Below are 23,853 nucleotides of genomic sequence, written 5' to 3'. Positions count from 1 at the left end.
TTGTATGGAACTAAAAGAATTAAACGAAAAAGTACCATTTTTTGTTCAAGGTATTGATATTGAAGCCCCAAAAGATTTTGTATTTAAACTTATATCTGATTACAGTAAGCATGCTCTTTGGATTACTGGTTTAGAAGACGAAAAGCATACAGATGCACCAGAAGTTACTGGTTCTACTTTCTGTGAAAAAATAAAAATGTATGGTTTTAAAGAGGAGTATTGTGGAAAAGTTTTAGCTTATGAAGAAGGGAAAATGTACCAAATTGAAGTAGGCGATAAATGGGTAGACTTTAAACTTGAATATGATTTTGAAGAGGTTAATCCAACTAAAACTCATTTAATACTAACAGCTTGGACATTAAAAGGAACTTCATTACATAAACTTTTCAATGTTTTTAATAAAAGAATTCTAGAAGATCAACTAACTAGATTAAAAGTTGTTGCTGAAACTGAATTTAATAAAACAAAATAACAAAAATGGAAGAACTCAAGTTCTTCCATTTTTATTTAACCTATTTTTTCTTATTTTCTTTAGATTTATGATTTATTCCACTTAAAAATTTAATAACTAAACCTATTAACATAAACATTAATAGACCACCATAATATAGCTTCATTTTATCTAATTGCTTCACTACTGGTACTGTAAAGTCATATCCTGCAAAAATAAAAGCTATAAATGTCATTGCTGAAACTGATACTCCTGCTAAAATAGGTATTAAGTTCCCTTTTGATATTTGAAACGGTGATACATAACCTCTTTTTCTAAAGAATATATAACTTATTCCTAAACAAAAATACGGCACAATTAAAGCCATCGTTGTCATATCATATACTCTATAGTAAAGCTCTCCTGCTGCTTCTCCACCAAAAGTTGTAAGAGCTATGAATAAAAATGCTAATATTGTTTGGAATATTAAGGCATTTCTTAAAATTCCATTTTTATCAGACTTCTTTGTTAACCAATCTGGAAAAGTTCCTTTTGGTGCTTCACTGAATACTCCAGCAGCCAGAGAGCTTCCCCAAAGAATAAGAGCAACTAACGTTATTAATGAATAAGCTATTCCCATTAATTTAACAAACCAAATTCCTAATCCTATCTTATCTCCCATAAATTTAAAACCTGCTAAAACTGCATTTATTAAAGATATTTTTGAAAAATCCTCTTGCGTTCCAAATGCTGAAACTGAAACAATTCCTAAAACATAAAGTATTCCTATTAACATTGAGGCTACAAGTAATCCTTTTACAAAGTTTTTCTCTGGATTTTCTACTTGATTTACATATGGTCCTACTACCTCTCCTCCTCCAAATGCAAATAATATCCATGAAAACGTTCCTAAAGATCTAGCTAAATCAGATTTAGATGTAGTTTTTATTATAAACATTTCAGTTGTTAAGTTTGTAGCTCCTTGACCTGTTAAATGAAGGTATATTCCAGCTACTAAAAATATTAAAACTGTAAATAAAGAAATATAACCTATAGGCTTTGAAAGAGCTCCAATAGCTTTTTGATACTTCACACCAATAATTAATGATATAACCAATGCTACTAAAGATAAAGTAGCTGTTTGTATATTTGATATATTCGCATCTCCAAATAGTCCAAAACTAAAGTATGTTGGCACTCTTGTTGCCAATGTTGGTAAATAAAATATATTTGCTATAAAATATGACCAAATTGCAAAATAGGCCATTTTTTTTCCTAATCCTATCTCTATCCATGAATATATTCCGCTCGTTCTATCTTGAGCATACGCTCCAAATTCTGCCATTATTAAACAAAGTGGTAAGAAATAAAATAATATTCCTATTACCAACATTGTGGCGGATGACATTCCTACTTCTTTAAAATTATTGGCAATATTTCCAAATCCAAATACTCCCAAGAATATCATCATTACTAGTGATGACACAGATAGATACTTCTTTTTCATTCTCAACTCCTCGTACTGTATTATATTTAAAACAATTTTTATAATAACACCTTTTACATTAAAAATCAATTTTTTTATTGTCTATATTATATCAATTTTAAAGTATAATTTTTTGTATAAATATTGTATAATTAAAAAAAGTATAATTTTCAAGGAGTGTGGAATAATGATAAAAGTTAATGCTATTGGACAGACTTGTCCTATACCAGTTATTATGACAAAAAATGCTTTAAAAAAAATAACAGAAGGTTCAATTGAAGTTTCTATAGATAACAAAATTTCTAAGGAAAATATTGAAAAGTTTTCTAAAGAGATGGGGTTTTCATTTACTACTAGAGAAGAAAATGGAATATTTTTTATTCAAATAAATAAAACAATTAATGAAGCTTTATCAAATTCTAGTACTTCTAATGATGAAAATAACACTATTATAGTTATTGCTTCTGATAAAATGGGTGATGGTGAAACTGCTCTTGGTGAAACTTTAATGAAAGGTTTTATATATACTCTTACTGAAATGGAATCTCTGCCAAAAGCTATTCTTTTCTATAATAAAGGTGTTTTTTTAACAGCTTCTAATGAGACTACTATAAAAGACTTAAGAATTCTTGAGGAAAGAGGAGTTGAAATTCTATCTTGTGGAGCTTGTCTTAATTTCTACCATTTAGAAAACAATATTGCTGTCGGGAGCATCACAAATATGTACAATATAATAGAAAAACAAATGAAAGCAAATAAGGTGATTAGACCATAATGAACTCAGAAAATTTTTTAATTATAACAATCGATTCAACTCATTTAGTTATGAAGGTAGAAAAATTCTTAGTTGATAGTGGAATAGATGTTCGAATCATACCACTACCTGGTGAGTTAAAAGCTAGCTGTGGTCTTTCTTTAAAAGCAAATATTGAAGATGCACATAAAATATTAGAACTTTTAATTGAAAATAATATAGATAAAAATATATACAATTTCTATCTTTGTGAAAAAAATGGTTTTAAAAAGAACTTTTCTACTTTTAATTTTTAAATATTTATGATATAATAAATATGAAATTGGAAGCGGATGAGTTACTGGTGTACTCAGCAGTCTTCAAAACTGTCTTGGCGAGTTAAATCGCTGGTAGGTTCGATTCCTATACGCTTCCGCCAATTTTAAAAGTTCAGCCTCACTAAATAGTGAGGCTTTTTTATTTCTATCATTTTATGGAATATCATTTCCCATTCCATTTACTAATATTTCAAACCACTCTTCTCTTGTCAATTTTATATTACACGCTTTCACAGCAGACTCTAATCTTTCTATCTTTCCACTTCCACAAATTGGTATTAAATTTGCTGGATGAGATAAATGCCAAGCATAGATTATCGTATCAGACTTACAATTATACTTTTTAGATAATCTCTCTAGAACTTTTCTTAACTCTACTGCATTTTCATCCCCAGAAATAAAGATTTCTCCACCTGCTAAGGGAGACCAAACCATTATAGGAACTCTTTTTTCCTGCATTAAGTTTATTGTTCCATCATAAAAATGTTGTGTTTTTAATGGTGATAACTCTATTTGATTAGTAACAAGTTTGAAATCCAATCTACTTTGTAAAAGATTAAAATCTGATGGTAAAAAATTAGAAACTCCCCATTCTAAAACTTTCCCAGCCTTTCTTAAATCAGTTAAAGCTCTCGCTGTTTCATCAGCATCCATATACATATCAGGTCTATGAATCAATACTAAATCTAAATAATCTGTATTTAAATTTTTTAAGGATTTTTCTACACTTTTAACTATATGTTCATAGCTTGTATCATAACAATGATATGTATTTTCAGGCATATTCTCTGATACTAGTTTTATTCCAACTTTGCTTACTAATTGCATTTTTGCTCTTAACTCTGGTTTTAGAGCTAAAACCTCTCCAAAAATTTTTTCACAAGTATAACGTCCATAAATATCTGCATGATCAAATGTTGTAACACCTAAATCAATTGCTTTTTCTAAATATTCTGATAACTCTTCTTTAGACATTCCCCAATCATTTAAACGCCAAAATCCTAATGCTATTTTTGACATCTTTAATTTTTCACTTAACTGTGTATAGTTCATAAAAAGCCCCCTTATATTAGTTTTGGTTATACTTAGTATATTCTTAAAATATATAATTGTCAAAACAAACAATAAAATAAATCAATATAAAAAAGAAGACCTTGGGAAGGGTCTTCAATTTTTAACTAATTTTTTGGTTGGCGTAAATAACAGCATTTACTTTAACAGTTTATAACAAAATAATTCGTTTGTCAAACTTTTTATATAAAATAATTTGTTAATCATTATTTTCGTTTTAGATAATTATACTTTGCCTTTGTCGACTTAGTAAAAAAATATTGAAAAGTTAACTAAATTATGGTATCATTTTTCCTAAGTAAACGTTCTTAAATTCACTAAAATTTGATTAATTCATTTACTAGTTTATTTTTAAGAGCAAGTTTTAAGTATAGTATGTAATACCTTTGAAGTAAATTCAAAGGAAATTAAAGAATTACTCATATATATCCGTAATACGGTCGGAAGTTTCTACGGCTAACCTTAAATTAGCCACTATGGGTGAAATAAATAGATTTTTTAGTCTAGTTTTTTTAGATTATCTATTTTTCACTTGTAGAAGATGAAAAAGGATAATCTTTTTTTATTTTCTACAATAGTTTAATCCCAAATATATATTTGAGTAAAATTCAAAAAAGAATTTTAGGAGGATTATTATCAATGAAAAAAAACAGATCACCTTATCACTTAGATGGAGTTCCAGAGTTAAAAACAGCTTTACCTTTAGGTTTACAACATATTTTAGCAATGTTTGTAAGTAATATTACACCTATCATAATCGTTGCTGGTGTTTTAGGAATTTCATCTGAGCAAAAAACGCTTCTTATTCAAGCTTCAATGTTTGTTGCAGGATTAAATACTTTAATTCAAGCATATACTCTTGGTCCTATTGGAGCTAAACTACCTATTGTTGTTGGAACTAGTTTTGCTTTTGTTCCTGTTGCTATCTCTATTGGAACAAGATATGGTTTTGAAGGAGTATTAGGTGCTGCATTAATTGGAGGAATTTTTGAAGGACTTTTAGGTCTTATTATAAAAAGGGTAAGAAAGTTTTTTCCACCTATTGTTACAGGTGTTGTTGTTCTTTCTATCGGTCTTTCTCTTTTACCTGTCGGGATTAAAAGTTTTGCTGGTGGTGTTGGTGCTCCAGATTTTGGTTCTGTTGAAAATTTACTTATTGGAACGGTTGTTCTTATTACTGTTGTTTTCTTTAAACAATTTACAAAAGGTATCTTAAGTACTGGTTCTATATTCATTGGAACAATTGTTGGTTTTATTGTAGCTTTAATATTTGGAAAAGTAAATTTACAACCTCTTATTCAAGCTGATTATCTTACTGTACCAAGACCTTTAATGTTTGGATTTGCGTTTCATTTTGATGCTATTTTAGCTATGATTTTAATGTTTATCGTTTCTGCTGTTGAAACTGTTGGAGATATGTCTGGGGTTACTATGGGTGGTGCTGGTAGAGAAACAACTGATAAAGAACTGTCAGGTGGAATCCTTGCTGATGGACTTGGAAGTGCTTTAGCTGCAGTATTCTCTGTTTTACCTACTACATCTTTTAGTCAAAATACTGGTATTATTGCTATGACTGGTATTATGAGTAGATTCGTTGTTGCAACTGGAGCTATGTTCCTAGTTGTTGGAGCTTTTATCCCTAAAATAGGTGCTCTTTTCACAATCATTCCTGCTAGTGTTATTGGTGGAAGCTTAGTTATGGTCTTTGCTATGATTTCAATAAGTGGTATCAATTTAATTACTAAAGAACCTTTAAAAGGTAGAAATTCTGTTATATTAGCTGTTTCGTTAGGACTTGGATATGGACTTGGAAATGTTCCTGAGGCTCTAACTGTTTTCCCTGAGAGTATAAAACTTATATTTGGTGGATCTGGAATTGTTGTTTCTGGTACAATTGCTGTATTCTTAAATATAATTTTACCTCCAGAGAATGAAACAGTTGAAGAAAAAGTAACTGAAGAAGCTAAATTAGCCAAAAAAGTTGCTTAATAAATTAGATTAATTGGAGGTTTTAACTTGTTTTCTTTTTCAAAATTTTTTCTAGCCTCTTCTCTTGAAGAAGCTTATTCAGAACTTTTAAAAAATAAAAAAAATATTATTCTAGGTGGAACTTCTTATTTAAGAATGGGAAATACCTCTTGGAATACAGCTATTGATTTATCAAATTTAAATTTAAATTATATTTTAGAAAAAGAGGATTTTATTTCAATTGGCGCTATGACTACTTTTAGATCTCTTGAAACAAACTCTCTTTTAAAAGATTATTTTGGAGAAATTTTTAATACTGCTTTAAAGGATATTATTGGTGTACAATTTAGAACAAATGTAACTGTTGGAGCAACAGTTTTTAGTAAGTATGGTTTCTCTGATTTAATTCCAGTTTTACTTGCTTTAGATAGTAAAGTTAAGCTTTTCAATGGTGGGATCTTAACATTAGAGTCGTTTTTAAATGAATCAGATATTAGAAGAGATATACTAGTAGAGATTTTAATACCTAAAAAAGTTTGTAAAACATCTTTTCAATGTGTAAGAAAAAGTAAAACTGATTATTCTATTATAAATTTAGCTATTTGTAAATTTGATAATAGTATAACTATTGCTGTTGGATCAAGACCTGGAAAAGCTATATTGGCTAGAAAAACTATGGATATTTTTAACCATAGTGAAAATATTGAAAATGAAATTATCAATGCTATGAAATATATTGGAAATGAAATTCCTTTAGATTCAAATATGAGAGGTTCAAAGTCTTATAGAGAACTTCTTCTAGCAGCATTACTTAGAAAAGGAATTCAGGAGGTTTTAAATTAATGTTATTAACAACTACTATAAATGGTAGAAAAAAAGAGATTCTTATAAAAGATGACGATTATCTACTTGATGTTTTAAGAAAAGAGGGATACCTAAGTGTTAAAAGAGGTTGTGACACTGGAGCTTGTGGTTTATGTACAGTTCTTTTAAATGGTTCTCCTACACTTTCTTGTAGCACTCTTGCAGCTAGAGCACAAGGAAAACAAATTTCTACAATTGAACATTTTCCAGTAGAAGCTAAAAAATTTGCTTCTTTTATGACTAGCGAAGGGGCTGAACAATGTGGTTTTTGTTCTCCTGGATTCACATTAACTGTTATTGCAATGATTAAAGAATTACAAAACCCTACTGATGACGAAATTATGCATTATTTAAATGGAAATCTTTGTAGATGTAGCGGATATGTATCTCAACTTAGAGCAATTAGAAATTTTATGGAGGAGATAAAAAATGAAAATTGTTAATACATCAGTTAAAAAAGTTGATGGTATGGGAGTTGTTACAGGAAATCCTGCTTATACTGAAGATTTAATTTTAAATAATAATGTTTTAACTATAAAATTATTAAGATCACCTCATCCTTTTGCTAAAATTAAAGCTATTGATACATCAATAGCTTTAAAGGTTCCTGGTGTTGAAGCTATTTTTACACATAATGATACTCCTAAAACTAGATTTACCTTAGCTGGACAAAGTTTCCCTGAACCATCTCCATATGATAGAAGAATTCTTGATGAATATGTTAGGTACGTTGGAGATCCTGTAGCTATTATAGCTGCTGAAGATGAAAGAGCTGCTGATAAAGCTATGAAACTAATCAAAGTTCAATATGAAGTTTTAGAACCGATTTTAGACTTTGAAAAATCTATTGATTCTCATATTATTATTCACCCAGAAGAAGTTCATACTAATTTTGAAATTGGGTACGAAAGAGAGAGAAATATAGCCTCTAAAGCTTATGCTGAAAAACCTGGTGTTGATGAAGGATTTGAAAATAGTGATATTATTCTTGAAAGAACATACTATACTCAACCGCAAATGCATGCTATGATGGAGACTTATAGATCTTATAGTTACTTTGATGTTAATGGTAGATTGACAACAGTAAGTTCAACACAAATTCCATTTCATGTTAGAAGACACTTAGCTAGAGCTTTAGAGATGCCTAGTAGTAAAATAAGAGTTATTAAACCTAGAATAGGTGGTGGTTTTGGTGGTAAGCAAACAGCTGTTTGCGAAATTTATTCAGCTTTTGTTACTTTAAAAACAGGAAAACCATCTAAAATAGTATACAACAGAAAAGAAACACATACTTGCACAACTACAAGACATGGAATGAAACTTGATGTTAAAATAGGAGCAGATACAAATGGAAATATCAAAGCTATTGATATCAATGTTTTATCAAATGCTGGTGCTTACGGTGAGCACGCCCCTACAGTTACTTCTCTTGTTTCATACAAAACTTTTCCTCTTTACGATACTGTACCTATGAGATTTAATGCTAATATCGTTTATTCTAACACTATGAATGCTGGTGCTTTTAGAGGATACGGAGCTACTCAAGGAACTTTTGCTGTAGAATCTATTATTAATGAATTAGCTCATCATCTAAAACTTGACCCTACTGAAGTTAGAATGAAAAATCTTGTTGAACCAGGTGAAGGAAAGTATATTACAAGTGGTGATATTAAAAAATGTATTGAAATTGGTAAAGAAAAATTTAATTGGGCAGAAAAATCAATTCCTAGAGAAGTAGCTCCTAATAAAGTTAGAGCTGCTGGAATGGCTGTTACAATGCAAGGATCTGGAATTGGTGGTATCGATACTGCTGCTGCAACAATAAAGCTTGGAGATAGAGGTGATTTTAATCTTATGGTTGGAGTTACTGATATGGGACAAGGATGTGATACGGTTCTTACTCAAATGGCTGCCGAAGTTTTAGAAGTTCCTATGGATAGAATCTCTATTCATTCAGCTGATACTGATTTATCTCCATATGATCCTGGAGCATATGCATCTAGTGGTACTTATGTTACTGGAAATGCTGTAATTATTGCTGCAAATAATATGAAAGAGGAAATTTTAAAAGGTGCATCTAAAATGTTCAATGTTGAAATTGGTGATATTGATTATCTTGGAACTGAGCTAAAAATAGCTGACAAAATTATCTCTTTAGAAGAGTTTGCTCAACGTTCTATCTCTTTTGAAGGAATGAATCAAATTACTACAACTGGAACTTGGGGAGGAGAAACTTCTCCGCCACCATTTATTGCAGGATTTGCTGAGGTCGAAGTAGATACTTTAACAGGAGAAGTTGAAGTTACTGACTACCTTTCTGTTGTAGATTGTGGAACTCCTATCAACCCAAACTTAGTTCAAGTTCAAGTTGAAGGTGGAGCTGCTCAAGGAATAGGACTTGCTCTTTTTGAAGATATTAAGTATGATAAAAAGGGAAGAGTTATGACCGACTCTTTAATGCAATATAAAATTCCTTCTAGACTTGATTGTAAAAATATAAGAGTTGAATTTTCAAACTCTTATGAAAAAACAGGACCTTTTGGAGCTAAATCTGTTGGTGAAGTTGTTGTAAATACTCCTGCACCTGCTATTGTAGATGCTGTATATAAAGCAACTAAAGTTAGAGTTAGAAATTTACCTGTAACATCTGAAAAAGTTTTAATGGGAATTTTAGATATCTAAAACTATTCAAAGTGGGAGGAGATTTTTATGTCAGAACTTTTTAATATCATTAAAGGAGATATTATATCTATTACTGGAGCTGGTGGTAAAACTTCCTTAATGTTTTATCTAGCAAATCAATTAAAAAAAAGAGGAACTGTCTTAATAGCTACAACCACTAAAATATTTAAACCAGAGTGCACAGAAAATAATAGTTTTATTTTCATATATCCTGAGGAGATAGATTTTATATCTCCTCAGGATAATTTTATACACATTTTTTGTCCAAAGATTGAAAATGATAAAATTGATAGTGCCTCTTTTGAAGAGTTAAATAAATTTAAAAATCGTTTTGATTTTATTTTAATAGAGGCTGATGGAAGTGCTAGTAAAGCTTTAAAAGGATGGAAGAATAACGAGCCTGTAATTTATCCTGCTTCTACTAAAACTATCGCTATTATTGATATAACAGCTTTACATAAAGAGAAAAATGAAAATACTATTCATAGATTTGATCTTTTTCAAAAACAATATTTTAATTCTAATAAAACTATTGAAAAAAATGATTATATAGGTTATATTAATTCAAATACCTTTTTTAAAGGAACTTCAAATGAAAAAATACTATTTTTTAATAAAATTGAATCTATTGATTTATTTGAAGAGTTTTTTAATATTGTAAATAAAGTTAATATTACCTCTAAAATCTATTTTGGATCTATTTTTAAAAATGAATTTTTTTCTTTTAAAAATATTACCCCAATTGTTTTAGCAGCAGGTTTTTCAAAAAGATTTTTAGGCGATAAATTGAATTTTAAATTGGTTAATGGAAAAACCATATTAGAGCAAACTCTTTTAAATATCTCTCAAATAAATTTTAAAGAGAAAATACTTATTGGAAAAAACTCTTTTCATGATGAGCTAAGTCATAAATATGGCTATACCTATATAATCAATCCTAATCCTGAGTTTGGTCAAAGTTACTCTGTTATATTAGGAACTTTAAACTCATCTTTATCTGGTTATCTATTTATTCCAGGAGATATGCCCTTCCTAACAAAGAGCACTCTATTAAAATTGATATATGAATTTCAAAAATATAATCAAATTATAGTTCCATTTATTGATGGAAATAAAAAGGCTCCTGTACTTTTTCCAAAGCGTTATCGTAATGAGCTTGTCAAGCTCAAAGGTGATAGTGGAGGACGTGAAATTTTAAAAAAAGAAAACTTTATAAAATGTAATTTTAAAAACTCTTTGGAGTTTTTTGATATAGATACACAAAATGATTTAAAAAAATTAGAAATGTTGGAGGAACAAATATGAAATTATTAAAAGAATATATTGAAAAATACGGGTCAGTTACTGATAGCTCTATTTTAAAAGTAGATAGCTTTATCAACCATCAAATTGATCCTGTTTTAATGATAGAGATTGGAGAAGAATTAAAAAAACGTTTTGAAGGAAAAAATATAAATAAAATTCTTACAATAGAAGCTTCTGGGATTGCTATTGGTATAGCTGCTGCTTATGCTTTCAAAGTTCCTATGGTTTTTGCTAAGAAAAAGAAACCTTCTACTATGGGAGATGCTTACAACGCTAATGTTCATTCTTTTACAAAGAAAACAGACTATAATATAACTGTTTCTAAAGAGTTTTTATCATCTGAAGATCGTATTCTTGTTGTTGATGATTTTTTAGCTATGGGAAATGCTATTATTGGACTTAAAAATATAATTGATCAAGCTGGAGCTTCTCTAGAAGGTGTTGGAATTGTTATTGAAAAAGGATTTCAACCAGGTGGGACTATATTAAAAGAGCAAGGAATCCACCTTGAATCCCTTGCTATTATTGAATCTTTAGAAGATAATACAATTACTTTAAGATAATTAAGTAACCAAGGCTGGAAAGAATCCTAATATTGTAAATACAATTACAATTATTAGGATTTTTTTCCTTTCTTTTTTTAAAACCTCATCTTCATTTTGAATTTTTATCTCTTTAGAATTTTTAACCCAACTTAAATATCCCAGTATAGAGGCCATTATGTATCCTATTGTATAGCAGATTACATCTGCTCCATCAAAGGTTCCTATAAAAGTACCATGTCCTCCATAGATCCCTTGAAACACTTCTATTCCAATCATAGTAAAAAATATTATATTAAATATATTTTGAGCCTTTTTGTAAAAAACTCTATTATGTAAAATGGATACACCCATTGAAAATAACCATAACCCATCTGGTAAGGAGTATATTACCCAATTAGGTATGTGTTTTCTATAAACCCATACTACTTTTCTTATTGATCTAACATGAGAATCTAAATTCATCAACTCTACAATTTGATAGTAAAAAAGCTTTCTACTTCTAAAAAGTAAATATATTAAAACGGCTAAAGCAAATGATGCTAAAACTATAAATATTTTATTCAGTGACCTCTTTTCCAAAAATACCTTTTTCATTTAGATATCTCACCACTTTCTCTACTCCCTCATCTATAGTTTCATAAAATATCTCTGAATCATAAATATACTTTTCAATACTCTTTTGATAAAGAGGATCATAGTAATCTAACATTAGTACTTCTGAAAGTTCATCTATTTTATTATCTTTTAACATTTGAGAGTATTCTTCATATTTTTCTTTACCAATATATCTTCCTACTTTATCTAAACATTTTTGAAGTTCATCTACTGTTGCACCTGCATAATCTTCTCTTATTACTTCTACTCTATTTTTTATTGTTGTTTCTAATGATAAATGTACTCCATTACCTAAAGATTGAAATACATCTTCAGGAACATATACATTTCCAATTCTTTTACTTTCACTTTCTGCAATTACATATTGAGGTTTATTTTTATAAAAATAATCAAATATTAAAGAATCAAATTTTTTCTGACTCTGCTCCTCTTTTTCACAAACTCCACCAAAAAATGAACCCTTGTGATTAGCCATCTTTTCTAAATCTAAAACTGAATATCCCTTATTCTCTAATTGCTGTAAAATTTTTGTTTTTCCTATACCTGTTTTTCCATGTAAAATAATATACTTTACATCTTTATTATAAGTTTTTATATTCTCTAAAATATACTGTCTATAAGCTCTATATCCTCCTTCTAACTTCCAAGTTGTATATCCTAAAGCTTCAAATAAAGCTGACATAGATCCACTTCTCATTCCACCACGAGCACAATAAAATGCTAGTCTACCTTTAGCATGTTTTTGAACCTCTCTAAATATATCAGGTAATCTTTTTGCAATAGCTTCAACCCCTAATTCTTTAGCTTTTTCAGGTGAAACTTGTTTATAAGCAGTTCCAACATCTACTCTCTCTTCATCTAAAAGTAATGGTATATTTATAGCTCCTGGAATAGGCTCTTCTTTAAACTCTTTTGGAGTTCTTACATCTATCAAAGTGTAGTTCTTCTCCTTCAACAAATCCTCATATTTTACTAAAATCATTTTTTCCTCCATTTTTTATGCTTATTATATTTTACTATGATTTTTAATAAAATTGAATATTATTTATATAAAAAATATCTTTATTATGATAAAATCTATTAAGAAATTAACTTTTAAAAAGAAAGGAAGTTATGAAAACAAAAGCAAAAGAGTTACTAAAAACTATTTATGGATATGAAAATTTTAGAAAAGGACAAGATATAATTATAAATAATATCCTTTCTAAAAAAGATACTTTAGGTGTTATGTCAACTGGTGGTGGAAAATCTATCTGCTATCAAATTCCAGCTTTAATTTATCCTCACCTTACCATTGTTATCTCTCCTCTTATCTCCTTAATGAAAGATCAAGTAGATTCTTTAAAATATTTAGGTGTAAGAGCTGGATTTTTAAACTCTACACTGAGTAAAGAGGAATATCTTAAATTAGTTCAAGGAGTTAGAAATAAAAGTATCAAAATTCTTTATATTGCACCAGAAAGATTAGCAAATGAAAAATTTATAAACTTTATAAAAAATATACAACTATCTATGATTGCTGTTGATGAAGCTCACTGTATTTCTCAATGGGGACATGACTTTAGAAAAAGTTATCTAGAAATTCCAGATTTTTTAAATAAAATCAATCAACGACCACAAATTTTAGCACTTACTGCCACTGCTACAAGTAAAGTTCGACAAGATATAATTGAAAAACTTAATTTACAAAATCCTAAAGTTTCTGTTGATGGATTTGACAGAGAAAATATTACTTTTAAAGTTGAAAAGGGAGTTGTTCCAGAAGCATTTATCAGTGAATATTTAAAAAGAAATTCAAAAAAATCTGGAATAATATACGCTGCTACTCGTAAAGAAGTTGATAATTTATATAGTTATTTACAACTTAAAGGATTTAGTGTGGGAAAATATCATGCTGGTTTAGATGAAAAAGAACGTACAGAGTTTCAGGATAAATTTTTAAGAGATGACGTTAAAGTTATGATTGCTACTAATGCTTTTGGAATGGGTATTGACAAATCTAATGTTAGGTATGTAATACATAGAAATATTCCAAAAGATTTGGAAAGTTACTATCAAGAAGCTGGAAGAGCCGGAAGAGATGGTGCGCCTTCTGAGGCAATACTACTTTTCTTCGAAGAAGATGTTTCTACTCAAGAGTTTCTAATTGAACAAAATGAAGAAAGTTCAAATCATTTAAAAAATACAAAAAGAAAAAAACTCGATCAAATGATTGATTATGCTTACTTAGAAAGTTGTTATAGAGAATACATTTTAAAGTATTTTGGTGATAAAAGAATTAAAAATTACTGTGGCAATTGTGGTAATTGTAAAAATTTTAAAGATGTTAAATCTTTTACCCTAGATGCACAAAAGGTTTTTTCATGCATCGGTCGTACAAAAGAAAGTATTGGTATCTCTACTCTAACTAATATTTTAATGGGAAAAATTGATACAAAAATTGAAAGAAAGGAGTATTTTAAACTTACTACATTTGGAATTATGTCCTCTTATAATCGAACTAATCTTGAAGAGTTTATATACTATCTTATATCTGAAAACTATTTAGAACAAAGTGCCGGAAGTTTTCCCACACTCAAATTAACTCCTAAAGCCTTTGAAGTTTTAAAGAATATCAAAGCTGTATTTAGAAGAGTAAATGAATCTGTAACATTTGATTATTTTGAAGATCCACTTTTTGAAACATTAAATAACTTAAGAAAAGAGATTGCTCAAAAAGAGGGAGTTCCTCCCTATATTATTTTTTCAGACTTAACTCTTATGGAAATGGCTGAAAAAAAGCCTCAAAATCGTTGGGAAATGTTAAAAATTAGAGGAATTGGTAATCAAAAGTTTAAAAATTACGGAGATCTTTTTTTAAAGACAATTAATAAACTTTCTCCCCAAGAAATCGATATGCTTTATGTAGATAATATTATTGATGAAAAGTATTTAGGTAATAAACAGCTCATAGAATTAAAAAAAGCTTTAAATACTGAAATTACAACTGATGAATTAAAAGAGATTTTAATAAAAACTCTTTTTACTAACTAACTACGAGGTGAACTAATGTTATTTGAATTTTTTATAGCTAAAAAACATATTTGCGAACATAAAAAACAAAGTTTTATTGGTATTATTGGTATTGCTATAGGTATTATAGTTCTTACTGTATCTATTGGTATTTCAAATGGATTAAATAAAAATATGATCGATAGTATTCTTTCTCTATCTAGTCATGTTACTGTTATTGGCAATGAAAACTTAAAAAATTATGATTCTTTAGAAAATACTTTTGAAAAATATCCAGAAGTTAAAGGAGTAATTCCTAAAGTTTCTAGTCAAGGAATTGTTAAATATAACGGAATTTTAGGAACTTATGTTTCTGGAGTTAAACTAGATGGATTAGATTTAAAAAAAGCTATTCCTGCTCTTAATTTAGAAAGTAAAATAAAAAGAGGAAGTATTGATTTATCAAATAAAAAAGGTGTTTTAATTGGAGAAGAACTTTTAAATAGAATTGGTGGTAACATTGGAGATCCTATTAATATAATTTCTGCAAATAATAAGGAATTACAATTAGAAATAATGGGAACTTTTCAAAGTGGATACTACGATTATGATTTATCAATGATTATTTTACCTCTTCAAACTGCCCAGTATATAACAGAAAGAGATGGAACAATTAGTTCAATCGATTTAATTTTAAAAAATCCATATGATGCTGATAAAATTTCTAATAAAATTTATTCTGATACAGGTCTTTATAATAGAACTTGGGGAAGTCTAAATCAGAATCTTTTAAAAGCTCTTACTCTTGAAAAAACAGTAATGATTATAGGTTTCTCATTAATTGTTATTATAGCTGGGTTTGTAGTTTGGGTAATTCTAAATACAATGGTAAGAGAAAAAATTAGATATATAGGAATTATGAGATCAGTTGGAATATCTCATAGCTCTATTATTAAAATATTTTTAATCCAAGGAATAATCTTAGGTTTAACTGGAATTGTTTTCGGAGTTGCTATATCTTTGTTTTTACTTTGGTATATTAAAACATACTCTCTTCCAGGTATATCTTCTATATATTATTTAACAAAAGTTCCAATAGAGTTATCGTTAAAAGAGTTACTAACTATTGTAGGAGCTAATATATTATTGATATTCTTATCTAGTGTATTTCCTGCATATAGAGCTGGAAAATTAAAAATTGTGGAGGCTTTAAGACATGACTAAAAACATTGTACTTGAATTAAAAAATATTTGTAAAAACTATTCAACTAAAACAGAAACTTTAGAAATTATTAAAAACTTAAACTTACAAATTGAAGAGGGTGATTTTATATCTATTCTTGGACAATCTGGTTCAGGAAAAACTACCTTATTAAACTTAATTGGTCTTTTAGATTCTCCTACTTCTGGAAATATTTATATTGATAATGAAAATATTTCTGTAAATAGTTCTAATATTGATTTAGTACGAAATAAAAAAATTGGTTTTGTTTTTCAATTTCATTATCTTTTACCAGAATTCACTGCTTTAGAAAATGTTATGATACCCGCTCTAACTCAAGATTATTCTAAAAAGAAAGAGATTGAGAAAAGAGCTCTTGAACTTCTTAAAGAGGTTGGAGTCGATCATAGAGCCAATCATAAACCAACTGAACTTTCTGGTGGAGAGAAACAAAGAGTGGCTATTGCTAGAGCTCTAATAAACAATCCTAAAATTTTACTTTTAGATGAGCCTACTGGAAACTTAGATAATGAGACAAGTGAAAAAATTTTTAATATTTTCAAACAAATTAATAGCAAAAAACGTCAAACAATTATAACAGTAACACATTCAAGAGAGCTTGCTGAGATATCTAATAAAAAATTATTCTTAAAAAAAGGAATTCTTTCAGAATAAAGGTATAGATAGAGTAAGAAAGCTACATAAATATCCATAAGGGGTGGTTTGTATGAGAATAAACTATAATACTAACGGAGATCTTGTTATTACTGACGCCATCAAAAGTCATTGTGAAAAGAATTTTTCTAAATTAAAAAAATTCTTCGATAACATCTTAACTGTAAACGTTACTTTATCTGCTACAAAATCAAAAACAGGACCTCTACAAAGAGTCGATGCCAGAGTTCATGTAAACGGAAATGTGATTAAAGGTGTTTATACAGATGACGACCTTTATAATGCAATAGATCGTGTAACTGAAATTTTAGCAAAACAAATTAAAAAGCATAAGGAAAAATTAAGAGATAATAACCACTCTTCACCTAATATTCCTACTGCTAAAAAAATTACATTCGAATCTTCTGATAACTCAATTACTGTTGAATTTACGAAAAAAATTGAGAGTATCACAGTTAATCCTAGACCTATGGATGTAGAAGAAGCTATATTACAATTAGAAGCTTTAAATAAAGACTTCTATGTTTTTACAAATTCAGAAACTGGTGATATGAATATCGTTTATAAAAAAAGAAATGGAGATTACGGTCACGTAGAACCTGCTCATTTCTAAAAAAATTTAAGAATCCTAGTCTAGCTAGGATTCTTTTTTATTTATAACAAATAAACTGGTTTATTTTATTTGTTAAATGTGATAGAATATTATTATTGTGAACAAATTTATTATATATTAGGAGGTAAAATTGAAAAAAACAGATATTAAAATTGTCGATATTAAGAAAAGTTTCGACGGAGTTGATGTTTTAAAAAATATTAACTTAAATATTAAAGATGGAGAGTTTTTTTCTATTTTGGGTCCATCTGGATGTGGTAAGACTACTCTTTTAAGAATGATTGCAGGATTTATAACTCCTGATAGTGGAGCAATCTATTTAGGAGATGAGAATATAGTTGAATTAGCCCCAAATAAAAGGAACGTAAATACAATCTTCCAAAAATATGCTTTGTTTCCTCATTTAACAGTTTATGAAAATGTAGCCTTTCCTCTTAGGTTAAAAAAGGTTGATGAGAAAACAATTGATATTGAAGTAAAAAGATTCATCGAACTTGTTGATTTAAAAGATCATATGTACAAAAAGCCTAATCAACTTTCTGGTGGACAACAACAAAGAGTTTCAATTGCTAGAGCTCTTATCAATAAACCTGGTGTTTTACTGTTAGATGAACCTTTATCAGCATTAGACGCTAAGTTAAGACAGAATCTTTTAATTGAGCTTGATAATATTCATGATGAAGTAGGAATAACTTTTATTTTCATTACACACGATCAACAAGAAGCACTATCGATCTCTGATCGTATTGCAGTTATGAATAAAGGAGAGATTTTACAAGTAGGAACTCCTGCTGAAGTTTATGAAGCTCCTGCTGATTCATTTGTAGCTGATTTTATTGGTGAAAATAACTTTTTTGAAGGTGTGGTAACTGAAATTTTTGATGAAACATATGGAAAAATTCAAAGTGAATCTCTAGGTGAATTAATTTTTGAATTAGATAAACCTGTTAAAGTTGGAGATAAAATCAGAGTTTCAATAAGACCTGAAAAAATTAGAGTTTCTAAACATATACCTACTGGACTTTCAAATAAACACAATACTTTAAAAGTTTATGTAGACGAACTTATTTACTCAGGATTCCAAAGTAAATATTTTGTTTGGGTAAATGGTGATAAGAATATTCTATTTAAAGCTTTTAAACAGCACGCTGTTTATTTTGATGAAGAAGACAATGATACAATACACTGGGATGAAGATGCCTATATATCTTGGCATGCTGATGATAGCTTCTTAGTTGAGGTGATATAATTGAAAAAAATATCTTCTGGAAGTTTTTACAGTATTCCTTTAACTCTTTGGATGTCTGTATTCTTTGTCATTCCAATGCTTATTGTTTTAAGTTATGCTTTTTTAACAAAAGGAACTTATGGTGGAGTTCAAATGATCTTCACTCTCAAAAATTTCAATGTATTTTTTGAGCCTATATTTTTGAAAATATTATTTAGAACAATATATATATCTATAGCTGTGACTTTTATAACAGTACTTTTAGCTGTCCCTACTGCATACTTTATTGCTAGGTCTAAATTTAGACAAGAATTACTTATCCTTGTTATTATTCCATTTTGGACTAATTTTCTAATTAGAATATATGCTTGGATATCAATCTTAGGTTCAAATGGATTTTTAAATACATTTTTAATTAAATTAGGAATAATTGAAACTCCATTAAAGCTATTATATAATACTGGATCGGTTATTTTAATAACTGTTTATACTAGTTTACCCTTTGCTATATTACCACTTTATGCAATTATTGAAAAATTTGATTTTTCTCTAGTTGAAGCTGCAAGAGATTTAGGAGCTACTAATAGTCAAGCTTTTAGAAAAGTATTTTTACCAAATATTAAATCTGGTATCATTACAGCTATTTTATTTACTTTTATTCCTGCAATGGGATCATACGCAATCCCTAAGCTTGTGGGTGGTACTCAGGCTACTATGCTTGGAAATATCATTGCCCAACATTTAACTGTAACAAGAAACTGGCCTTTAGCCTCTGCTATATCTGCTATGCTTATCTTAGTTACATCAATTGCTCTATTAATTTTTATGAGAGCTGAAAAAAAGTCTAAGGAGGTAAGTGATGAATAGAAGAAGAACATCTTTATTTTTCTTTATTCTTTCTATGATATTCTTTTATTTACCACTAGTAATTCTTGTTATGTATTCCTTTAACGAAGGTAGATCTAGTACTTGGCAAGGGTTCTCAATGAAATGGTATAAAGAGCTATTTTTATATTCTGATAATATTTGGAAAGCTTTTAAATATAGTTTAATAATCGGAGTTTTATCTAGTACAATATCGACACTAATTGGAACTTTAGGAGCTATTGGTATACATTGGTATAACTTTAAACATAAAAATTATTTAAAAGTTATTACTTTTTTACCTTTAGTTATTCCCGATATAATTCTAGGAGTTTCTCTTTTAATTATGTTTGCTACAGTAAAGTTAGAATTAGGATTAACTAGTATTTTTATAGCCCATACAACATTTAATATACCTTTTGTTTTATTTATTGTTTTATCTAGACTTGGAGAGTTTGACTACTCTATTGTTGAGGCTGCTTATGATCTTGGTGCTAATGAGTTTCAAACATTGAAAAAGGTAATTTTACCTATGTTAATGCCTGCTATAATATCTGGATTTTTAATGGCTTTAACTTTATCATTTGATGATTTCGTTACAACGTTCTTTGTTGCTGGACCTGGATCTTCTACATTACCATTAAGAATATACTCTATGATAAGGTTAGGAGTTTCTCCAGTTGTAAATGCATTGTCTGTATTACTTATTGTTTTATCCATAGCTTTAACCCTATCTACAAAAAGTTTACAAAAGTACTTTGTAAAATAGGTTTTTATATAGTATAATACTAGCAGAAAAAACAGGAGGGCATATATGAAAAAAATCATTAAATTACTATCTCTAGTAGTGATGTTAGCTGTAATGGTGAGTTGTTCATCTACTAGTAAAACTCAAGCAGTAAAATATAACGATATTAGAGCTACTTTTGTAACAACACAAGGGGATATTAGTTTCTATTTATATCCAGAAGCTTCCCCAGTAACTGTAGCTAATTTTATAAACCTTGCAAAAAGAGGATTCTATGACAATACAAAAATTCATAGAGCTGTAGAAAATTTTGTGGTTCAAGGTGGAGACCCTACTGGAAGAGGAGATGGAGGACCTGGTTATTCTATTCCTGATGAATTCTCTAAATGGTTAGATTTCTATCAACCAGGAATGTTAGCAATGGCAAATACAGGACCTGAAACAGGAGGATCTCAATTCTTCTTTACTCTTTATCCTGCTGATTGGCTAAACAATAAGCATACTATATTTGGAGAATATATTGAAGAAAAAGATTTCAACAATATCAAAAAATTAGAAGTTGGAGATGTTATTAAAGAGATTAAATTTACAGGAGATGTTGATTTATTCTTATCTTTACATAAAGCACAAGTAGAAGAGTGGAATGCTACATTAGATAAAAATTTCCCAAATTTAAAGAAATATCCTATAAAGGATAAAAATGAATTCAGTGGAGAATCTCAAGCATACTATGATGAGCTTCAAAGAATTTATACAAAGAAAGATCAAAAAGAAGAAGAAGAAAAGGAATGGTTCATTCCTAGATTTATAAGAGCTACTGAGAAAAAAATAAAAGATTCAAAAAATAATTAATTAAATAAAAAAAGAGGCATTGCCTCTTTTTTTATTACTCTTGAGTTTCTTTAACTCTTCTAATCATATCCATAGCTTCAAATCCACCCTCTAAAACTACCTTTACAGTTGAATTTGGATTAGCAGCTTCTACAACTTCTTCTCCTGCTTTAGTTATTAAAGTCATCTTAGGCATTACAATAACTCTAGGTTTTCCTGAAGTAGTTATAACTTCTAAAGATTCTCCTGCTAAAACTCTATTTCTAATTCCTAAAACATATTCATTTTCTCCAATTTTTTCCTCTATTTTAGCAACTAATTGGTGTGTTTGACTATAAGAATTTCTATCATTATAGTTATTAGCTTCTGCTCCTGGTTGCCCATGATAGAACCCTTGAGTGTATGATCTATTAGATGTTGATTGAATCTCTTCCATCCAAGTTGGGTCATACTCATATTCTCCTGCATAATATTTATTTATTGCTTCTTTATATACTTTTACAGCATTTGAAACATAATAAATACCTTTCATTCTACCCTCAATTTTTAAAGAGTCTACTCCTAAATCAAGAATTTTATCTATAATCTCTATTGTACATAAATCTTTTGAGTTGAATATATACGTTCCTCTTTCATCCTCATAAACAGGCATATACTCATTTGGTCTTGTTTCTTCAACTAAATTATACTTCCATCTACATGATTGAGCACAATCTCCTCTATTAGCATCTCTACCAGTCATATAGTTACTTAGTAAACATCTTCCAGAAACTGACATGCACATTGCTCCGTGAACAAATACTTCTAACTCAATATCAGGTACTTTAGCTCTTATTTCAGCAATGTTATCTAAAGATATTTCTCTTGCTAAAACTACTCTTTTAGCTCCTAAATCTTTCCACATTTTTACTGAACGCCAGTTAGTATTGCTTGCTTGAGTACTTACACTTATATTTAAGTTAGTGTGTTCTTTTACAACTTGGAATACTCCTAAGTCTGCAACTATTACACCATCTACTCCAATCTCTTCTAAATATTTTACATAATCTGGTAATAACTCTAATTCATTATTATGAGGTATTATATTAAGAGCTACATATACTCTTTTTTCCATTGAATGTGCATATTCAACAGCCTCTTTTAACTCCTCATCATTAAAGTTGTGACTTCCAGCTCTTAGGTTAAACATTTTTCCTCCTAAGAATACTGCGTCTGCTCCATAATGGAAAGCCATTTTTAACTTTTCCATATTTCCTGCTGGAGCTAATAATTCTGCTCTTTTCATTTTTTTCTCACCTTTCTATTCAACCTTAGTTGTGTAATCTCCAAACTTGGTAATTTCGTGGAAGAACTTCAAGTTTACAGTTCCAACTGGTCCATTTCTTTGCTTTCCTATGATAACTTCTGTTATACCTTTTTGTTCAGACTCATCATTATAATAATCATCTCTATATAAAAATACAACCATATCAGCATCTTGCTCAATTGCTCCTGATTCTCTTAAGTCTGATAGCATTGGTCTTCTATCAGCTCTTTGTTCTGGAGCACGAGAAAGCTGTGATAATGCAATTATCGGTATATCTAACTCTCTAGCTATCCCTTTTAATGATCTTGAGATATCTGAGATTTCTTGCTGTCTGTTATCTGATTTTCCACTTGTTCCTTTTATAAGTTGCAAATAGTCAATTAAAATCATGTCTAATTTTCCAGCAGCTTTTAATCTTCTTGCTATAGATCTAATCTCTAAAACATTTACATTGGGAACATCTGCTATATTTATTTCAGCATTTGCCAATTTACCACTGGCAATTCCTAATTTTCCCCAATCATCTTCTCCTAAAAATCCATTTCTGATTTTTTGTAATCCTATACCAGCTTCTATAGCTAAAAGTCTTTGTAATAATTGGGAACTCGACATCTCCAAACTAAATACTAAAACACCTTTTTCAGCTTTCATAGCTGCATTTAAAGCTAAGTTTAGCGCAAAGGCTGTTTTTCCCATAGATGGTCTAGCAGCTAAAATTACTAAATCTGATGGATGAAATCCACTTGTCATTTCATCAAAATGTTTGAATCCACTTGAGATTCCTGTTGTTACACCTTTATTTTGTAAAAGTTGTTCCAATCTTTCAAATTCATTTGTTACAACCTCTTTTAAACTAACAATGTCTTTTGACTCTTTACTTTCAGCAACTTTAAATATCATTCCTTCAGCTTTATCTAATATAGTATCCACATCTTCATATCCTTCATAAGTCATTTCTACTATTTTAGTTCCAATATCTCCAAGCTTTCTTAAAGTTGCCTTTTCCTTTATAATTCTTGCATAAGTCAAGATATTTGCTGCTGTTGGCACTTCTTCTATAATTTCATAAAAGATAGCTTCTCCACCAATATCATCAAACTTATCTTTTCTTTTTAATCTATCCATAACTATAATTGGATCTATTGATTCCCCAGAACCATATATCTCTTGCATAACTTCAAAAATCAATTTATGAGCCATTTTATAAAAATCACTTGAGGTAATAATTTCTATTACCTCACTAAAAATATCTGGCTTCAAAAAAATACCACCTAGAACCGACCTTTCAGCTTCTAAACTACTTGGAATTTTTCTAAGTTTTTCTATATCTTCCATATT

The 23,853-nt window shown here is 29.1% G+C and carries 23 protein-coding genes, 1 tRNA gene and 1 riboswitch; of the genes, 18 read left to right on the top strand and 6 right to left on the bottom strand.

The genetic code is table 11. The features are described from left to right. Positions 1-4: 4 nt before the first annotated feature. Positions 5-472, top strand: a complete 468-nt coding sequence (locus tag HMPREF0202_RS00250) for an SRPBCC family protein (protein ID WP_040405898.1) — start codon at positions 5-7, stop codon at positions 470-472. Positions 473-512: 40 nt separating this feature from the next. Here HMPREF0202_RS00250 and HMPREF0202_RS00245 read toward each other — a convergent pair whose 3' ends face one another. Further along, the gene (locus HMPREF0202_RS00245) at positions 513-1,937 is read right to left on the bottom strand and encodes an amino acid permease (RefSeq protein ID WP_040405895.1); all 1,425 of its coding nucleotides are present in this window, start codon (positions 1,935-1,937) and stop codon (positions 513-515) included. Positions 1,938-2,103: 166 nt separating this feature from the next. Here HMPREF0202_RS00245 and yedF point away from each other — a divergent pair, with 166 nt between their 5' ends. The 3 genes from yedF to HMPREF0202_RS00230 all read left to right on the top strand — a co-directional run bounded on the left by yedF (position 2,104) and on the right by HMPREF0202_RS00230 (position 3,088). Then, positions 2,104-2,691, top strand: a complete 588-nt coding sequence (gene yedF, locus HMPREF0202_RS00240) for a sulfurtransferase-like selenium metabolism protein YedF (RefSeq protein WP_023049598.1) — start codon at positions 2,104-2,106, stop codon at positions 2,689-2,691. Further along, positions 2,691-2,966 (top strand): putative Se/S carrier protein, encoded by a 276-nt coding sequence (locus tag HMPREF0202_RS00235; protein WP_023049597.1) that lies wholly within the window; start codon positions 2,691-2,693, stop codon positions 2,964-2,966. The genes yedF and HMPREF0202_RS00235 overlap by 1 nt, the downstream gene beginning before the upstream one ends. Positions 2,967-2,994: 28 nt before the next feature. Continuing rightward, positions 2,995-3,088 (top strand) — tRNA-Sec (locus tag HMPREF0202_RS00230). 52 nt (positions 3,089-3,140) lie between these two features. Here the strand turns inward: HMPREF0202_RS00230 and HMPREF0202_RS00225 are convergent. Continuing rightward, the gene (locus HMPREF0202_RS00225) at positions 3,141-4,040 is read right to left on the bottom strand and encodes an aldo/keto reductase (RefSeq protein ID WP_023049596.1); all 900 of its coding nucleotides are present in this window, start codon (positions 4,038-4,040) and stop codon (positions 3,141-3,143) included. Positions 4,041-4,457: 417 nt separating this feature from the next. Beyond that, positions 4,458-4,555, top strand: a riboswitch (purine riboswitch). Positions 4,556-4,697: 142 nt separating this feature from the next. Here HMPREF0202_RS00225 and HMPREF0202_RS00220 point away from each other — a divergent pair. Genes HMPREF0202_RS00220 through HMPREF0202_RS00195 form a run of 6 tightly spaced genes read left to right on the top strand, consistent with a single transcriptional unit; the run spans position 4,698 to position 11,440 of the window. Next, on the top strand, positions 4,698-6,047 hold the full coding sequence (locus HMPREF0202_RS00220) for a uracil-xanthine permease family protein (RefSeq protein ID WP_023049595.1): 1,350 nt from the start codon (positions 4,698-4,700) through the stop codon (positions 6,045-6,047). Between the two features lie 27 nt (positions 6,048-6,074). Continuing rightward, entirely contained in the window at positions 6,075-6,869 is a 795-nt protein-coding gene (locus HMPREF0202_RS00215; protein ID WP_023049594.1) for an FAD binding domain-containing protein, read from the top strand. Continuing rightward, positions 6,869-7,333: a (2Fe-2S)-binding protein gene (locus tag HMPREF0202_RS00210; RefSeq protein ID WP_023049593.1), complete on the top strand. Its 465-nt coding sequence runs from the start codon at positions 6,869-6,871 to the stop codon at positions 7,331-7,333. The genes HMPREF0202_RS00215 and HMPREF0202_RS00210 overlap by 1 nt, the downstream gene beginning before the upstream one ends. Beyond that, complete coding sequence (locus HMPREF0202_RS00205; RefSeq protein ID WP_023049592.1) at positions 7,320-9,572, top strand: xanthine dehydrogenase family protein molybdopterin-binding subunit; 2,253 nt, start codon at positions 7,320-7,322, stop codon at positions 9,570-9,572. The genes HMPREF0202_RS00210 and HMPREF0202_RS00205 overlap by 14 nt, the downstream gene beginning before the upstream one ends. A gap of 27 nt (positions 9,573-9,599) precedes the next feature. After that, positions 9,600-10,877: a selenium cofactor biosynthesis protein YqeC gene (gene yqeC / locus HMPREF0202_RS00200; RefSeq protein ID WP_023049591.1), complete on the top strand. Its 1,278-nt coding sequence runs from the start codon at positions 9,600-9,602 to the stop codon at positions 10,875-10,877. Further along, complete coding sequence (locus HMPREF0202_RS00195) at positions 10,874-11,440, top strand: xanthine phosphoribosyltransferase (RefSeq protein ID WP_023049590.1); 567 nt, start codon at positions 10,874-10,876, stop codon at positions 11,438-11,440. The genes yqeC and HMPREF0202_RS00195 overlap by 4 nt, the downstream gene beginning before the upstream one ends. Here the strand turns inward: HMPREF0202_RS00195 and HMPREF0202_RS00190 are convergent, their stop codons facing one another. Both HMPREF0202_RS00190 and mnmH read right to left on the bottom strand, forming a co-directional pair. Next, on the bottom strand, positions 11,441-12,016 hold the full coding sequence (locus HMPREF0202_RS00190) for a hypothetical protein (RefSeq protein ID WP_023049589.1): 576 nt from the start codon (positions 12,014-12,016) through the stop codon (positions 11,441-11,443). Continuing rightward, entirely contained in the window at positions 11,979-13,019 is a 1,041-nt protein-coding gene (mnmH, locus tag HMPREF0202_RS00185) for a tRNA 2-selenouridine(34) synthase MnmH (protein ID WP_040405891.1), read from the bottom strand. The genes HMPREF0202_RS00190 and mnmH overlap by 38 nt, the downstream gene beginning before the upstream one ends. Before the next feature lie 131 nt (positions 13,020-13,150). Between mnmH and recQ the strand changes: the two genes are divergently transcribed. The 8 genes from recQ to HMPREF0202_RS00145 all read left to right on the top strand — a co-directional run bounded on the left by recQ (position 13,151) and on the right by HMPREF0202_RS00145 (position 21,230). Then, complete coding sequence (gene recQ / locus HMPREF0202_RS00180) at positions 13,151-15,070, top strand: DNA helicase RecQ (RefSeq protein WP_023049587.1); 1,920 nt, start codon at positions 13,151-13,153, stop codon at positions 15,068-15,070. Between the two features lie 15 nt (positions 15,071-15,085). Continuing rightward, complete coding sequence (locus HMPREF0202_RS00175) at positions 15,086-16,252, top strand: ABC transporter permease (protein WP_023049586.1); 1,167 nt, start codon at positions 15,086-15,088, stop codon at positions 16,250-16,252. Then, positions 16,245-16,925: an ABC transporter ATP-binding protein gene (locus HMPREF0202_RS00170; protein ID WP_023049585.1), complete on the top strand. Its 681-nt coding sequence runs from the start codon at positions 16,245-16,247 to the stop codon at positions 16,923-16,925. The genes HMPREF0202_RS00175 and HMPREF0202_RS00170 overlap by 8 nt, the downstream gene beginning before the upstream one ends. 52 nt (positions 16,926-16,977) lie before the next feature. Beyond that, a complete protein-coding gene (hpf, locus tag HMPREF0202_RS00165; RefSeq protein ID WP_023049584.1) occupies positions 16,978-17,538 on the top strand; it encodes a ribosome hibernation-promoting factor, HPF/YfiA family in 561 nt (186 codons plus the stop codon). 130 nt (positions 17,539-17,668) lie between these two features. Then, the gene (locus HMPREF0202_RS00160; protein ID WP_023049583.1) at positions 17,669-18,787 is read left to right on the top strand and encodes an ABC transporter ATP-binding protein; all 1,119 of its coding nucleotides are present in this window, start codon (positions 17,669-17,671) and stop codon (positions 18,785-18,787) included. Beyond that, positions 18,788-19,633, top strand: a complete 846-nt coding sequence (locus HMPREF0202_RS00155) for an ABC transporter permease (RefSeq protein WP_023049582.1) — start codon at positions 18,788-18,790, stop codon at positions 19,631-19,633. It begins immediately after the preceding gene. Further along, positions 19,626-20,399 carry an ABC transporter permease gene (locus tag HMPREF0202_RS00150; RefSeq protein WP_023049581.1) on the top strand — a complete coding sequence of 258 codons (774 nt, stop codon included), beginning with the start codon at positions 19,626-19,628 and terminating at the stop codon, positions 20,397-20,399. Before HMPREF0202_RS00155 ends, HMPREF0202_RS00150 begins: the two co-directional genes overlap by 8 nt. A 45-nt stretch (positions 20,400-20,444) precedes the next feature. Beyond that, positions 20,445-21,230 carry a peptidylprolyl isomerase gene (locus HMPREF0202_RS00145; RefSeq protein ID WP_023049580.1) on the top strand — a complete coding sequence of 262 codons (786 nt, stop codon included), beginning with the start codon at positions 20,445-20,447 and terminating at the stop codon, positions 21,228-21,230. Between the two features lie 34 nt (positions 21,231-21,264). Here the strand turns inward: HMPREF0202_RS00145 and HMPREF0202_RS00140 are convergent, their stop codons facing one another. Next, entirely contained in the window at positions 21,265-22,494 is a 1,230-nt protein-coding gene (locus HMPREF0202_RS00140) for a peptidase U32 family protein (protein ID WP_023049579.1), read from the bottom strand. A gap of 15 nt (positions 22,495-22,509) precedes the next feature. Continuing rightward, complete coding sequence (gene dnaB / locus HMPREF0202_RS00135; protein ID WP_023049578.1) at positions 22,510-23,850, bottom strand: replicative DNA helicase; 1,341 nt, start codon at positions 23,848-23,850, stop codon at positions 22,510-22,512. Positions 23,851-23,853: the final 3 nt, after the last annotated feature.

Origin of the sequence: Cetobacterium somerae ATCC BAA-474 (assembly GCF_000479045.1) — a bacterium.
Lineage (GTDB): Bacteria > Fusobacteriota > Fusobacteriia > Fusobacteriales > Fusobacteriaceae > Cetobacterium_A > Cetobacterium_A somerae.
This window is presented reverse-complemented; position numbering and strand designations above follow the sequence as displayed.